The following is a 14,145-nucleotide window of genomic DNA, read 5'->3' on the forward strand; positions in this document are numbered from 1 at the left end:
CTCATACGACCTCAAACACAACTTTTTTTGTTATTTTATCCATAATTTCATAGAGTTCAATATAGCTATTTGCTTTTACCATAAAATAACCTATGCGATCCCATGAATTTCTAAATTTATTAATTTGGTCTCCAGGCTTTACGCTTATATTCCAATTAACCACATGTTCTTCGTCATTTAATATGTCCAAGTTTTTAATTTCTTTTAGTTTTCCTGGTTCAGCATAAAAAAAACGCACAGCAGTTAATGATCTGTGTTCAAAATTTATATTTAAATTGTTGTTCTGTAACATCATATCAATAAAAGTTCTTCTAAAGTTAAAACCATATGAATTGGTAATCAATTCAGATATGTTATCCCCGGGTATTCTTGCAGCACATTCTACAAGATGAGGAATCTCTTGCTTAAGAATCCATTCCGAATGCAAAACACCGTTTTCAACCTCCGCTGCTTCAATAATCTTTTCTTTATAATATTTTATTTTGTTTTTTACAGCTTCAGATACTTGACCAGGAACAATGTGTCCTGATTCTACAAAGTACTTGCCTAAAAATTTGTCCTTCAGCGTAATATTAAAAAAAACAATCTCACTATTCTTTACAAGACATTCTACACTAACTTCATCACCTTCAATAAAATCCTCTGCTATGTACTGATGCACAATTTCTCTATCTGGTACCAAAACATTTTCGGTTGAATGCATCGTTTCTTCATAAGCACTCTCGATCTCTTCAACTCTGTTGATTTTAATAACCCCAATAGAAGCGTGTCGTGTCGCTGGTTTGAAAATAATCGGATGTCCTATGAAAAATAATTTTAATTGATTCATTGAGTTTATTTCTTGATAACGGGGTTGAGGAATTCCAATATCCTCGCAAAGATCTCTCAAAAGTATTTTATTAGTGAATACCCTCGCACCCTTATCTCCGACTCTTGGAAGTCCCAAATATTGGGCTGCTTTATTAGCCGCCTTAACGCAATATTCAAATCCGGGAACTACTGCGTCAAATTTAATTTTTTTAGACCAAGCTTTCACCACATCCATATATTCTTCAGAATCGTGGTACTTGCTTTCAATAATTTGACTAATCATCTCAGAACTAAACGGCTTCATTTTTCTTAATACATCAGGCTCTTCAATTATAAAAAAGCGAAACTCATCTTCTTCATTCATTTCAACTAAATTTTTAATAAACATGGTATATCTACCGATTTGTAATATATTTTTCATTTTCATAACCCCCATTGCACAAGATTGGATTTGAAAGCAACGAGTAACAATCTTCATTCATACATTTAAAGTGCTGAAAATCTAAAACTACCTGCTGAAGCAATTTTTCAATCGGATGCGCTTGAATAAACGCACATTCTTTAGCTGTTTTTTCACAAATGAAACATTTACGAGGAGATAATTGCAACATTTTACGGCTTATTTTCCTTCCACTTTCATTAAACACATCAATATCCCAATACTTGCTGAGTATATTTTCACATTCTATTTCTATACATAATCTTTTAAGTAAATACGGATCCTCATTTATTTTAAATAAACCTATCATTCCTAAAGTGCTATTATGGAACATCATATTTTTTATTTCTATATTATATATGTAAAGATCTTTTATTATTGTATTAATTCCTAAACTGGCCAATTCGTAGCTTGGATAAATGGTTTTATTCGCTCCAGGCATATTAACAGTAAACTGAATCAGCGCACTATCATCTCTTAAGGAACTACGCAAAGCTTGGAGCTTTTCCCTTTGCTCTAAGATTTGCTTCATCTTGTCCGATACCTCCTTGAATATATCCGGTCTCCCAAAGTTGTAAAGCAAGGGAAACCGCAACCAAATCTGCCGATCCGCCAGGACTCAAAGACTTTTTTTTAAAATCCCATTCCATTTCCTCTAGCAGCTTTTTACCTTGAACCGTAAATACTCCACCTAGATCAAGTACCTTTTGGGCATAAAGCTGGACATATGAAATACGTTTGTAATCAAATTCACGATTAAGCAACGTTGTGTCCTCAGTCACAGACATTAACGATAACAATGTATGGATAATCGCTTCGCGCAAATCACCTTTTCGCTCCAACGCGTCCTTTAGCGCTGGAAGACCTACGTCCAACACATGATTATATCCGTCTTTAACTTCGCCTCGAACGCCTTGGATTCCCCATTGCCTATATGCTCTTAAGCCCACTGTAGGACATTTCTCGGTTATCCTTTTTGCTTCGCTTAACTGCATGAGCATATCGCGCTCGGCAATTTTACTGACATAATAGCATACCTGAGCAGGAACCAAGCTATTATGCCTTATATAGCAAATACCCGCCGCCGCACATAACAATACGCCATGGAATATCATCCCTTTATGCGTGTTAACTCCCCCCGTTGCTTCAAACATATCCTTCTCTGCTTGTAAACCTAGCTCTTGAAGCAGGGGATACAATTGCGACAAGTTTGCTTCTAAGGCAAATCTTATCCCGGTCTCCGCCGCTTGAACAAAGTAATCTGCTATAGCTAAACCGCTATGAATAAACGAATAGATATCCATGTCGTTGTGAGAACCACTATCTAGAGCACTAACTAGGCCGGGTGTTGGCCAACTGATTGCCTCAGCCATGACGGAAAAGTTCATTTTACGTCCGATCCATTTAGCGATTAAAACTGTATCAGGCATAAACTAGATCCCTTACCGCTTCTGGCCAGAGCTCGCAATTTAAGCCATACTGTTGTAAGAAACTCCAGACACATCTTTCAATACCTAAGCCCATACAACCTGACCAAGTCTCTTTCTGATTTGCCATATTAAAATTAAACGTTTTAGAGAAAAAATCGCCGTGTGTATCAAAAGAAGCTATAGATAGGCTATCTTGTTTATAAGGAATTTCCGCTTTCACTTCTACTTTTATATTTGAGGGAATGTTAAAATTGTTACGGGCTTGATCATCGATAAAAAAGGGATCATTTGCATGTGCACAGTGACCTTTAATACCCAGTTTCTCCATCCAGTCAATCGTCCATTGTAGGATTTTCCTTTTATGCTCAATTACAAATTCAGGAGTTCCAATAAATATGAATTCACGCATGGAAAATTGGTTCAATCTTTCCATCATATAAATCCTTTTTCCTTCGTTCCGATAACATTCTCCGCGGATATTATAAATTTGATTATGTTCCAAATTCTGATTTTCCAAACTAAAGTAAATTTTGAAGCATGGCGCACTTTGTAAAACATAGTTTGGCGAATCCAAGTGTAGATTTACATCATTCGGTAATTTTCCGTTATTACTAACTGTTTTTGCTGTAAATTGGTCTAGTGAATCATTGTTCAAATGGCTAGGAAAAAAAAGATGTTTTGGTGAGCTTTGAAAATAATTCATTTTTTCCATATAGTATTTTGGAATTAAAGAATTATGTTTAACCTCTGTTACATTATGCAGTCGCTCTGATATATAGCTAACATAACTTGTATCAAACCATTCAAGAAGACGGATAATTTCCACAGAAAATTGTAAATCCTGCTCCCGTATCATTTTGATCCAACCCGTTCGAAGTAGTTCCGCTGAAATGTCTGAATCATTCACAGGAAATGTACAGGAGCAAAGATCGTTACTCTCAAAATGTTCTTCATTGCTAACTGATTCATAATCATTTGCAACAGATTGTTGTTCTTTGGCATACCAATGATGCGTTAGAAAACGATCTATTTCATTCCTGATTTCTCCGATTTTTTTGGTTTCAAGATAGTGCACTGTGACCTTCCTATGATCAACCTGATCCACATATACTTTATGGACGGATGCATGTTGCAGTAATTGATAGCAAAAACGTTTAATCCCCAAATCATTCAGCGAACTATTTAACTCAAATTGATATTTTTTAAACATAGGTACCCTTCCTTTCAGAATATACCTCTAAACCAATTTTTATTTGGTCAGGATGGATAATCGAACGACCTGTAAATCCCAAATTTCGAGAGAATTCGCAATCATTCCGATAACCTTCTAAGTCTTTATATTTCATAAAAGTGGTGTCAAAACTGTAAAGAGAGTTTTCGTTGCAAAATTGGCATATTTTCTGCTTTGCAAAAAGTACTTCCTTTTGAGGATCATCACTATTTAACTTAACATCATCATAGTAATCGCCTCCGCCGAGCGTAAACGCATAAATATTATCACTACATTGGTAAATACGCTCCAAATTATTTAATCCTTCCTTGCTTTCAATCATGATTTCATAAAGCGGTTTATAATCATCATCTGACTCTTTTGATATAAACCTCCAATATTCGTCAATTTCTAGTAAATCCTCTGCTTTATTTACCATCGGTATGCGTATTCGTGTTGGTCTATTTTCCAACAATGCCTCAAAATCCGCTTTCCAGTGATCGGTATAAACACTGTTGATTCTAACAATTAAATTTAAATCCAGATCCTTAAACTCGCTAAGTGCTCTTTTCACTAGACTTCGGGCTTCAATTTTTTTGTTCTCAGGAGTCCCGTCCTCCAGACAAAGGATAATATTCTTAAGTCCGAGAGTCATTGCTTTTTCAATATATCCCGGTTTGTATCCAGCAACATAAAATATAACCCGTTCATTATCAGTAATTTGAGAAATTTTCTTTCTCATCGTATAGTCCCCCCCTCTTCTTCCTTAATAGCCGTTGCAGCAGCGACCAATAAGGCAGCAGCTTCACATCTCCCTTTGATAACCCATTGGTTTGCTCCGTTATAGTAAACCTTCGGGTTGAAACGTACTAAATTAAACTCCTTTAAAAAGCTAATAACTACCTGCTCAATGAGCTCGTTATCAATCTCCGGCACTAGATTACTAATATAAACACCTTGATTCTGATCAGTAAACTCTAATAATAAGTCACTAGATTCAATCGACCCTACCATGATATTCATTTGCTCGCCACCTTAGATTTACATTTTGTAAATTTAATATTGTTTCAAGTAAGAAGTAATCGCCCCATATTTGAGATTCCCCTTTTGTGAAAGTAACGCTCTTTGGAGTACTGGCATGTAGCAGAATGCCTTCATGGTCTCTGACGGAACTAGCCATATAAGTATTAGTGATCAACGTGTCCAGTATACTTAATCCAAGATCTGCATAAGCTTTTTTTTGCGATTTGTCGTCCAAGTGAGAAGCTAGCTGTAGCAATGCAGAAGCTACGATACTAGCGGCTGAAGCATCCCGTAACGTAGTCTGGTGTTTAATGAGCATGTCCCAGTGAGGAATCAAACTATCATCCGTATTTTTTTGGTAGAAGGACGTAAGCTTGTCAATCACATCCAAATATTCAAAATGACCTAAATTCAAGAAAGCTTGCACCATCCCGTATATCGCCCAAGAATGCCCTCTTGACCACACGGAATTTGCTTCTGCAGCATTTTTGTTGTAGATCTCTATCTCCCTATCCTCCCCGTTAAACTTCACATATTCACAAGTTCTTCCATCACTAAATATCATCGTTCGCAGAATGTTGTCGATACAGCCCTCAGCGGCTATTCGGTATTTGCTGTTATCGGTCTCTCTGAATGCCCAGAGCCATAAGCCAATATTCATCATGGCATCTATCCCTTGATAGTGCTCACCGTCTGCTAACCAATTGCATTTTAAATAACCGCCTGGCATCAATGAGTCAAATAGGCTATCAGCCGCCTCTAGGGCTACGGTTCTATATTTCGAATTTCCAGTCAACTTATAACCCGTAATATAGGAAAAAATAAAAAGATAACCAATATCCTGAAAGTCCCCGTGATATTTATATGGTTCGAGGGCTGTTGTCGCCTTGTCTGCTGATTCTTTCCAGAATTCGTCTTGATCCATTGCAAACATTAGCCAAAGCTGTCCAGCAAAAAAACCATTAGACCATTTGTCCTCCCATGACCATTTTCCATTGCGGGTTACAAAAGGGAATAAAACCTTCCCCCCAGTTACATTCAACTGGTTCCAGATACTGATCTCTTGTTTCAATTGTCTTCTGACGAAATCGAGCAACAGATCCATCTTCTCCTTCAAAGTGTTCATGAACTCACCTCGAATTTGACTGTTTCATTAATTTCAGTAATCGTCTTTTCCAACTGTTCATAGTTTGTACTCTGAAGCACTACATACCCCTTTCTTGCCCAATTGCTGGTTAATGGCTCAATGAGTTGACCCAGTTCAAACCCCGACTCTATCCGTTTTATGCTCGGAATATTCCCTAGAACATCGAACCCCTTGACGGAAATCAACTTTCCTGAGGGTGGAGTAAAATAAATAGCTGCAGCGACATGACAAAATTGTGAGGGAAACTGCACTTCAAGCCCCAATAAGACATTAATATAGGCTTTAAATAAGTTCAGATCGTAAGCTAACTCAAACAATTCAGGTATTAGCCCTCCAGGGGCACGACCAGCGCATTCAATCAGAAATGAACCTTGTTCGTTTATGATCCACTCCGAATGTAAAAGCCCATTTTGAACAGCAAGCCCCTGTATTAATTTTTGTTTAGCATCGATAACTTCTTCTCTGATTTCCTCATGTATATCCCCCGGAATGATATGTCCGATTTCCACGGAATACTTGCCGACCGTAGTGAGCTTCTTTGTAATATTATGAAACAACACTTGACCATCCTTGACAAAGGACTCGACACTGATTTCAAAGCCTTCCACATAATCCTCCGACATGTATTCCCATATTAATGGTCGTTGTGTAACAACTAAATTCCCTTCTGTTGCATTCGTCGTTTCAACCCAAGCCAATGCAAGGTCATCCTTGCTCTCAATTTTGATAACACCTGTACTTGCCTGTCTGTTCACAGGCTTAAGCATCAAAGGCTTACTCTGATAAAATTGAACTAAATCTTCAAACTGCTCAATTTTCGCAAATCTAGGCTGCAATATTCCTAGCTTGGATGCTACGGTCCTAAGCTTATACTTATTAGTCAACGAATCGGCTGCGACATCTCCCAAACGTCGTAAACCGAGCCTCTTAGCTATTTCATTCACCGCAATAACGCTATATTCTCTTCCAGGAATGACTGCATCGAAGCGAATTTCCTCATTCCAACGGACAGCGGTATCCACACAGTCAAGGGACTGCTGGTACGAGCCGATTCTTACCTCTTGACATATCGATGAGTGGAAACTCAAATAATTATTTTCGTATAATTCCTTTTCCTCTAAAATAAATAAGATAATATCATCCGCCATATTTTCTATAATATTAACAATTTTCGGATTCAACCCAATTACCAGGACATTCTTAGTCATAACTATATTATCTGTCCTCCTTGATAACTATTGTTTGTAATTGTTTTTTTGATAGGAAAAGCTTATACAATACAGAGATAAGCAACGCAAATGTAGCTAATATTAACCAAAAAATCCATAATTCATTTTGCTTATTTAACCAATTATAAGTTGCGCCACCTATTAAATTGCCAAGTGCTCCGCCGATACCAGCTCCTAATAGCGCGAACCCATAATAACTGCCTGCTGTTCTTTCTGTAGCCAAATCTCCAGTAATAGTATCAATCGTAGGTACTACCAACATTTCACTTAAAGTGAATAAAAACGTGAATAAAAGTAAAATAACTATTCCTGGAAATGCTGTGAGACATAAAAAAGCAAACGACATAAAGAGCGTACCGATCAACAATATAGTAGATTCTGTTAACAAATTACCTGTTTTTTTAATTAAATAATACTGAAGGATAACGACAAGCAATCCATTGAATGTAAACATAAACCCAATGTAGTCACTGGTACCTCCTACATCTTTCACATACAATGGAACTGTCAAAGAAAACTGATTATACAAAAACCAAAATCCAATACCGTTCATGGTCATTAGCAGAAACTTACGATCTTTTAATACAGTTTTAAATGTCCATAATGGCATCTGATCATTTTTATTCTCTTCTTCCGTGATGGTGATATCTCGAACGAAAATAAGAACCATACAAAGATATATGATAAATACGCCAATAGTAGATAAAAATACGAAATAGAACGAAGCTTTATAAAGGAAGCCTCCCAAAATAGGACCAATGGATGCTCCAATGTTTGTCAGAGTACTTCTTAGTGCAAAGACTTCTTTTCTTAGCTCTCCTGAACTCTTATAGATGATTACCTTCGTGGCAGGCGCATAAATAGCCGCTCCTATACCAACCAATACCGCCGATATTATAAATAGCACCAAACGATCTGAAGCTAGATAGACAACATAGCCAACTATCCGAATAGCTAACCCGAGAATCAGTAATTTTTTTGTACCTACAAAATCGCTTATTATGCCTCCCAAAAAAGATAATCCCTGCATTGAAATAATGGAACACATCAAAACAACGCCAATTTGTGAAGCATCTAAACCTTTAAACGTATTTAAATATAAGGCCAGAAATGGGTTGAGCATATAATTTCCAATATTAGTGAGCAAAATACCAAACAAAATAACTTTGATATCTGCGTTTAGGCGCGAGAAATGGCTTAGCACGTATCACTCACCTACATGAAATATAATGTTTGACTCAATTTGATCCAGTTTCTCCTGTAGGTCAATCATTTGATTACTCTTGATCATAAAATAACCGACTCGATCCCAGGAAGAATTGAAATTAGTAATGATCTCCCCTAAAGATACATTGATTTGGTAACTAATTATACTTTCATCACTTTTTAATATATCTACTCCTTTGAGGTCGATTAATCTTCCCGGATTCGGTCTAAAATATCGAATTCCGGCATATCCGTCGCATAAAGAAGCAACATTAGGATGTCTCCCCATAAGCACTTGTAAAAAAGCTTCATATAAATTAAAATGATATACCTCATGTATCAGTTCAGGAATTTTGTCACCTGGTGCCCTTGCAGCGCATTCTATCAGCATCGGACCTCCGGTAGTCATCTTCCATTCAGAGTGGAATAACCCGAATGAAACCTCAAGTCCTGAGAGCAGCCTTTCATTAGCCTCCAACAGACTTGATTTTTTTTCAAAATCTAGAGGAGCCGGCAATATATGTCCAGTTTCTGCAAAATACCTTCCTCCAACCGTCTCTTTCAATGTAATATTATTGAAAATGACCTGACCATCCAACACGAGTGATTCTACTGAGTACTCTACCCCCTCCAAATAATCTTCAACAATGTACTCCCAAAAGAGGCTTCGTTGTACTAGCCTATTTTTTTCTGACGCATTAATAGATTCGTTCCATGCACTTTCTATATCTTCACTTTTTTCAATCTTGATTACCCCGACAGATGCTCTGCGATTTACAGGCTTAATAATGATAGGTCGATCGTGATAAAAACGTGCGACATCAACTTCACTACTTACTTTAGCAAACTCCGGCTGAGGAACCCCGATCTCTCTACAGGCCTGACGAAGTCTATATTTATTCGTAAAAGCTGCGATTGCTTTTGCACCAGGAGTACGCAATCCCAATCGAGCTGCTGCTTTGTAAGTTCCTTGAACTGCATATTCCATACCCGGTACGATCACATCAAAACCAATTTCCTGAAACCATTGGAAAACTTGATCTACAACTTGCTCACTCTGCTGGTATTCTCCGAATCTGACCTCTTGCAAAATTTTACTCTTATATGCTTGTGGATTGGCCTCATATAGGTCCTGTTCTTCCAAAATAAATACCTCATAGCGGTTATCCGCACACTCCAATGAGTGCAAAAAGGCTTTATTTAACCCTACCATCAATACTTTTGTCCTCACACCATAAAAGCCTCCTTCCACAATGGTGGTAGTACTTTAATCAAGCTTTTTACCATTTCCATATTTTTGTGCAGTCTGAAGATAAAACGTTCCAACTGCAATATCAAATACAGCCATTCCCATCGGATTAAACATCACGGGTTGATCAATGGCTATGTCCCTAAAAGCCTCACGGCAAACAATATCTAGTATGGAGCGGGTATCTTCCTTACGAAGCCCTTTTTCTTTGTGCATCATTTCGATATCGGTTTTTTCCCGGCAAACCTCTTCCCAATCGTCAACAATGATTGAATCCTTGACATATCTAAACATTGAGGTACAGTAATCCCTCAAAGACACATTCAAGAGCAGCGCCCCCTGCTTAGGTGGTTTATTTATGTATGGCGCCTCAGAGACGGTACAAGTGATGAAAATGTCACTTTTGTCATATGCCTCTTCCCACTTCTCAACGATATGAACCCTCGCCTTGTCAAAGAACTCTACTTCGCTCATCTTGATCACCGATCTTATATCATATAAAAAAACATTTTCGATTCGTTCACTAAACAAATTTTCACATACTTTTAAATGATACCGACCGATAGGTCCCCATCCAATGATTCCAATATTTATTTTCTTGAGCGAGCGGGCATCATCAAAATATCTCATGATTAATCCACTCACTCCCGCAGTTCTAATCACACTAAGCAAAGCACCATTTATTAAGCCAATCATTTGACCAGTATAAGAATCATTTAATATAACGACGCTATGCGCTCTTGGCAGTCCCACCTTAATGTTATCTGGAAAACTCGCTATCCACTTTATCCCTGCAGTTTCTATCCCCCCTCCTACAAAGGCAGGCATAGCGATGATTCTATTTTTAGGATTCCTATACCTTAAGTAAGGCTTTACCGGTTGCACGTATTCATTATTGTTCAAACAATAGACTGTATTTTCTATCACATTTATAATCTCTGACCAATCGATACCCAGTTGGATGATATCCTTTTCATTTAAATATAGCATTGCACTCCTCCTAATTTAGTCCTGCAATATACTTCGGATGTTCCTAGACTACTGCATGTCTAAAGATCCATGTCTAAATCGTGTATTCATTTTTCACGTTATTCATTAGCCCTTCCGAAGGTAATTTATTAGTGAGATTATATTTGGACTCTATCAAAGTATTTTTTTAAGTCATGAACCCATTCCTCGTTATAAATCGTGCTAGCGTATCTGTCTCCACGGTCCGGAAACACAACAACCACTTTAGGTTTCTTTTCAAAGTTTCTACCAGCAAAGTATTTCATCACAGCCCCCAATACGGATCCGGATGAACCTCCAACAAAAACCGAATGTTCTTGTAAAAGATAATGACACATATTAATTGTCGTCAACTCGTCTACCATAACGACATCGTCGATGACCGCATGGGTTAAAATGTCAGGGACCATACTAGAACCAATACCTGGAATGTGTCTTTTCTGGGGATTTCCACCAAAAATAACCGACCCTATAATATCGACTGCAATAATCTTCGCTGACGGATTTACCTCCTTAATTTTCCGCGAGACTCCTGTAATCGTCCCTCCGGAGCTGACTCCCATAAAAAGATAATCAATATCCGAAATTTCTTGAACAATTTCATTGCCTAAAGTATAAAAGTACGCTTCCGCGTTATATAAATTTCCATATTGATTTACCCAATATGAGTTAGGAATCTTCTCAACCAATTCCTTTACTTTTTCAATTCGCTTAAGCAAATAGCCACCGGAACTATCAGGTTCCTGAACCTTGATCACCGCTGTACATAAACTTTGAATAATCATTTCATTAATTGGAGAGATGAGGGGATCTATCACGCAATAGAACTTTAGTCCATAATGCTTGCAATATGTTGATAGAGAGATACCGAAGTTGCCTGAAGAAGATTCGATAATCGTGGTGTCCTTATTTATTATGTTCATTTCTAATAACTTATTAATAAGGTAATTTGAAGCTCGATCCTTAACGCTACCAGTTGGGTTGTAAAACTCTAGTTTAGCAAAGAGATCAATATTGCTTAATTTATTTGAATTAATCTGAATAACAGGCGTTTCGCCAACCTTCTCAATAATTCGCTCGTAGACCATAACATCCCTCCAACCCCAAATGATATATCTTTTGTAAAATAATAGTAATAAAATAATTATAGCATGATATTCTTGTAAATAAAATATAGAGTATATTTGTGATGTAATTTTTTTCACTTGAATATTTAGAACTGAAACAAAAGGAGATTTTACTACTATTGGGTGCTGTAGGAATAGGAAAAAAAGCATATGGTCACCGCCTTGGGAGTCGAGGCATGCAGACAAGGACAGTCGGTACAATTTTACCGCGTCTCGGATTTGGTGGCGGTGTTACAGGAGAAATTCGCAGCGAGCATACTGACCCGCTTTCGAGAAAAGCTAAGTAAGCTAGACTTACTCATTCTCGACGAGCTTTGTTATGTCCCTTTTAGCCAGACAGGAGCCCCTAATAAAAGGTTGCCCCAAAACAAGTTATCGGGACAAAGGACGGGCCATGATATTTATTAAGTAGTCCCATAGTTTATTTACTGGTTCCACACTTTTTTATCACCGGACAGCAGCAGTTGTTAGATGACGGATTATCAAGCTAAGTGCGACATGGCATCCATGAAGGATTCGTGGGCAGGTTTCCAATTAAGCCATTTCCTGGGACGGTGGTTGATGAGGTTGACGGCATGAGCCAACTCCTTATCGGTTACCTCAGCAAAATCCTTACCCTTGGGAAAGAATTCCCGAAGAAGTCCGTTGCCGTTTTCATTAGAACCTCGTTGCTAGGAAGAATAGGGATCAGCAAAGTAGACAGATAGGGCATGAAAGGCTTCTAGCGCAGCATAGCAGGCAAATTCCTTTCCACGATCAGCTGTAGCCGTAAGGAATGTCCCTTGTGGGAACTGTGAAACTGCAACACTAAAGGCAACCTCCATCGAATACGCTGTTCGGTCAGGCATCTTTATAGCTAAATATAGGCGTGTCTTTCGTTCTATGAACGTTGTAGCACAAGCACGACTCTTTCCTCTACTAGAGACAACCGTATCTAGCTCCCAGTGTCCGAATGTAGTTCGCTTCCTCACTACTTTGGGTCTTTCGCTAATTGTTTTGCCTACAAGGAAACGTCCACGTGTCTCTTGGGGCTTGCGGCGTTTCCCTTTATGCCGAAGCATTTTTACTTCACCCGCAGCAAGGCGTCCAGCATAAAGCCAACGATAGATCGTCTTGAAGCACACGAACGATTTCCCGTTCACTCATCTATGCTCGGCGATTTGTTCGGGCGATCAAGTCTGCTCTAGGTTCTCTTCAGTTCGCTCGCTAACTCAGGCGTGAACCGACCCTTTGGCTTACAAGAAGTCCTCCGTTTCCTTATAAGCAGCCTGTGCAACTTCTGCTACGTAGGTTCCGTCCTTGCTTCCGCGCTTCTTTTCTCTAGCTATAGCAGAGTGGTGTCTCCCAAGATTTTTACCGATCTCGCGGTTAGTCCATCCCAAACGTAGGACTTCTATCTGACTACGTTCGACTATGCTAAAATGAGTGTAGTTCATGTTCTGATTCTCCTTGTATAGGGGTGGTGTGGTAACTTCATTCTACACGAATCAGCCATGGACTATTTGTTATTCTCTTGGCACCTGTCGCACCCATATTACAATCCGTCGTTTGAAATAACGCTCAGAGTTCAAATCAAAAACTTTCGTTACCTCATCCACTCCGACGGCTTTGTCCCCATTTAATTCCTGGTGACACATGTACAATGCTTTCTCATCCAGTAGGTGGATCAAGCTTGTAAACTGCTCTTTGGGTCGTTCTATTGCTAATTGTGCTATCTTAACAAGTTTTGTTTCCAATTCGTTACCACCTCTGAGTGTGGGAATTGTGTCCTTTGTCAAAGTCTTCAGAGGTGCTTCGTTTTCTCCACCGCCATTACGCAGCTTCATCGATACTACTCAGCCATCTCTATCTCTCATTTGCTTCCCTTGCTTGGTTTTCGCTTGTACGGCATCCCCACTGATTCCAGGAAGAGAGAGGGTCTCCCGGGTTGCCGCTAATTCTCCGTTATAATGTGCCAAGCTCTTAGACTCCGGAGTGTCCATTCAAACTCACCATAACGCTTGAACGAATTTCGCCTTCTGTATGTGTAACTACATCGGCCTTTCTCGACTAATTTTTCAAGGCTCGATCACTTCAGCTAACGCTTTCGGCCCATTATTTTGCCGTTCTACGCTTAAGGCTACCCGTTTCCAAGAACTAGCTACAGGACTGCTGGTTAGGCTTTATCCTGATGGGACTCCCGCCCACTAGAATAATGACCTTGCCCGGCCGCACTACACATAATTTAGGACTTGTTCTGCGCCAACGGTAACGCTGGTCTTTTTTGC

Annotated in this window: 14 protein-coding genes and 1 pseudogene; 1 reads left to right on the forward strand and 14 read right to left on the reverse strand. The window is 38.7% G+C overall.

Annotated elements, in window-relative coordinates; genetic code table 11:
- Position 1 precedes the first annotated feature (1 nt).
- The 12 genes from QNH46_RS21075 to sbnA all read right to left on the reverse strand — a co-directional run bounded on the left by QNH46_RS21075 (position 2) and on the right by sbnA (position 11,839).
- On the reverse strand, positions 2-1,231 hold the full coding sequence (locus tag QNH46_RS21075) for an ATP-grasp domain-containing protein (protein ID WP_283925900.1): 1,230 nt from the start codon (positions 1,229-1,231) through the stop codon (positions 2-4).
- Positions 1,206-1,781: a citrate lyase holo-[acyl-carrier protein] synthase gene (gene citX, locus QNH46_RS21080; RefSeq protein WP_283925901.1), complete on the reverse strand. Its 576-nt coding sequence runs from the start codon at positions 1,779-1,781 to the stop codon at positions 1,206-1,208. Before citX ends, QNH46_RS21075 begins: the two co-directional genes overlap by 26 nt.
- Positions 1,735-2,679 (reverse strand): triphosphoribosyl-dephospho-CoA synthase, encoded by a 945-nt coding sequence (locus QNH46_RS21085; RefSeq protein ID WP_283925902.1) that lies wholly within the window; start codon positions 2,677-2,679, stop codon positions 1,735-1,737. The genes citX and QNH46_RS21085 overlap by 47 nt, the downstream gene beginning before the upstream one ends.
- Positions 2,672-3,889 carry an aminoacyl--tRNA ligase-related protein gene (locus QNH46_RS21090; RefSeq protein WP_283925903.1) on the reverse strand — a complete coding sequence of 406 codons (1,218 nt, stop codon included), beginning with the start codon at positions 3,887-3,889 and terminating at the stop codon, positions 2,672-2,674. Before QNH46_RS21090 ends, QNH46_RS21085 begins: the two co-directional genes overlap by 8 nt.
- Positions 3,882-4,631: an HpcH/HpaI aldolase/citrate lyase family protein gene (locus tag QNH46_RS21095; protein ID WP_283925904.1), complete on the reverse strand. Its 750-nt coding sequence runs from the start codon at positions 4,629-4,631 to the stop codon at positions 3,882-3,884. Before QNH46_RS21095 ends, QNH46_RS21090 begins: the two co-directional genes overlap by 8 nt.
- Positions 4,628-4,912, reverse strand: a complete 285-nt coding sequence (locus QNH46_RS21100; protein ID WP_283925905.1) for a hypothetical protein — start codon at positions 4,910-4,912, stop codon at positions 4,628-4,630. The genes QNH46_RS21095 and QNH46_RS21100 overlap by 4 nt, the downstream gene beginning before the upstream one ends.
- Complete coding sequence (locus QNH46_RS21105; RefSeq protein WP_283925906.1) at positions 4,887-6,038, reverse strand: glycoside hydrolase family 88 protein; 1,152 nt, start codon at positions 6,036-6,038, stop codon at positions 4,887-4,889. Before QNH46_RS21105 ends, QNH46_RS21100 begins: the two co-directional genes overlap by 26 nt.
- A complete protein-coding gene (locus QNH46_RS21110) occupies positions 6,035-7,267 on the reverse strand; it encodes an ATP-grasp domain-containing protein (RefSeq protein WP_283925907.1) in 1,233 nt (410 codons plus the stop codon). The genes QNH46_RS21105 and QNH46_RS21110 overlap by 4 nt, the downstream gene beginning before the upstream one ends.
- Before the next feature lie 7 nt (positions 7,268-7,274).
- Positions 7,275-8,492: an MFS transporter gene (locus tag QNH46_RS21115; RefSeq protein ID WP_283925908.1), complete on the reverse strand. Its 1,218-nt coding sequence runs from the start codon at positions 8,490-8,492 to the stop codon at positions 7,275-7,277.
- A gap of 3 nt (positions 8,493-8,495) precedes the next feature.
- Positions 8,496-9,725, reverse strand: a complete 1,230-nt coding sequence (locus QNH46_RS21120; protein WP_283925909.1) for an ATP-grasp domain-containing protein — start codon at positions 9,723-9,725, stop codon at positions 8,496-8,498.
- A 36-nt stretch (positions 9,726-9,761) separates the two neighbouring features.
- Positions 9,762-10,733, reverse strand: a complete 972-nt coding sequence (locus QNH46_RS21125; protein WP_283925910.1) for a 2,3-diaminopropionate biosynthesis protein SbnB — start codon at positions 10,731-10,733, stop codon at positions 9,762-9,764.
- Between the two features lie 137 nt (positions 10,734-10,870).
- Positions 10,871-11,839: a 2,3-diaminopropionate biosynthesis protein SbnA gene (sbnA, locus tag QNH46_RS21130; RefSeq protein WP_283925911.1), complete on the reverse strand. Its 969-nt coding sequence runs from the start codon at positions 11,837-11,839 to the stop codon at positions 10,871-10,873.
- Positions 11,840-12,028: 189 nt separating this feature from the next.
- On the opposite strand from sbnA, the gene QNH46_RS21135 reads away from it, so the two are divergent.
- Positions 12,029-12,286 (forward strand): ATP-binding protein, encoded by a 258-nt coding sequence (locus tag QNH46_RS21135; RefSeq protein WP_283925912.1) that lies wholly within the window; start codon positions 12,029-12,031, stop codon positions 12,284-12,286.
- 74 nt (positions 12,287-12,360) lie between these two features.
- On the opposite strand, the pseudogene QNH46_RS21140 reads toward QNH46_RS21135, so the two are convergent.
- Together QNH46_RS21140 and QNH46_RS21145 are read right to left on the reverse strand one after the other, a co-directional pair.
- A pseudogene (locus QNH46_RS21140) lies at positions 12,361-13,314 on the reverse strand (IS30 family transposase).
- 69 nt (positions 13,315-13,383) lie between these two features.
- A complete protein-coding gene (locus QNH46_RS21145; protein WP_283925913.1) occupies positions 13,384-13,704 on the reverse strand; it encodes a hypothetical protein in 321 nt (106 codons plus the stop codon).
- Positions 13,705-14,145 lie beyond the last annotated feature (441 nt).

This window comes from Paenibacillus woosongensis (assembly GCF_030122845.1).
GTDB lineage: Bacteria > Bacillota > Bacilli > Paenibacillales > Paenibacillaceae > Fontibacillus > Fontibacillus woosongensis_A.

Coding starts and splice junctions, on each gene's coding strand:
- QNH46_RS21075 (WP_283925900.1), bottom strand. CDS start 1,231: ATGAAAAATATATTACAAATCGGTAGATATACCATGTTTATTAAAAAT.
- citX (WP_283925901.1), bottom strand. CDS start 1,781: ATGAAGCAAATCTTAGAGCAAAGGGAAAAGCTCCAAGCTTTGCGTAGT.
- QNH46_RS21085 (WP_283925902.1), bottom strand. CDS start 2,679: ATGCCTGATACAGTTTTAATCGCTAAATGGATCGGACGTAAAATGAAC.
- QNH46_RS21090 (WP_283925903.1), bottom strand. CDS start 3,889: ATGTTTAAAAAATATCAATTTGAGTTAAATAGTTCGCTGAATGATTTG.
- QNH46_RS21095 (WP_283925904.1), bottom strand. CDS start 4,631: ATGAGAAAGAAAATTTCTCAAATTACTGATAATGAACGGGTTATATTT.
- QNH46_RS21100 (WP_283925905.1), bottom strand. CDS start 4,912: ATGAATATCATGGTAGGGTCGATTGAATCTAGTGACTTATTATTAGAG.
- QNH46_RS21105 (WP_283925906.1), bottom strand. CDS start 6,038: ATGAACACTTTGAAGGAGAAGATGGATCTGTTGCTCGATTTCGTCAGA.
- QNH46_RS21110 (WP_283925907.1), bottom strand. CDS start 7,267: ATGACTAAGAATGTCCTGGTAATTGGGTTGAATCCGAAAATTGTTAAT.
- QNH46_RS21125 (WP_283925910.1), bottom strand. CDS start 10,733: ATGCTATATTTAAATGAAAAGGATATCATCCAACTGGGTATCGATTGG.
- sbnA (WP_283925911.1), bottom strand. CDS start 11,839: ATGGTCTACGAGCGAATTATTGAGAAGGTTGGCGAAACGCCTGTTATT.
- QNH46_RS21135 (WP_283925912.1), top strand. CDS start 12,029: ATGGTCACCGCCTTGGGAGTCGAGGCATGCAGACAAGGACAGTCGGTA.
- QNH46_RS21145 (WP_283925913.1), bottom strand. CDS start 13,704: ATGAAGCTGCGTAATGGCGGTGGAGAAAACGAAGCACCTCTGAAGACT.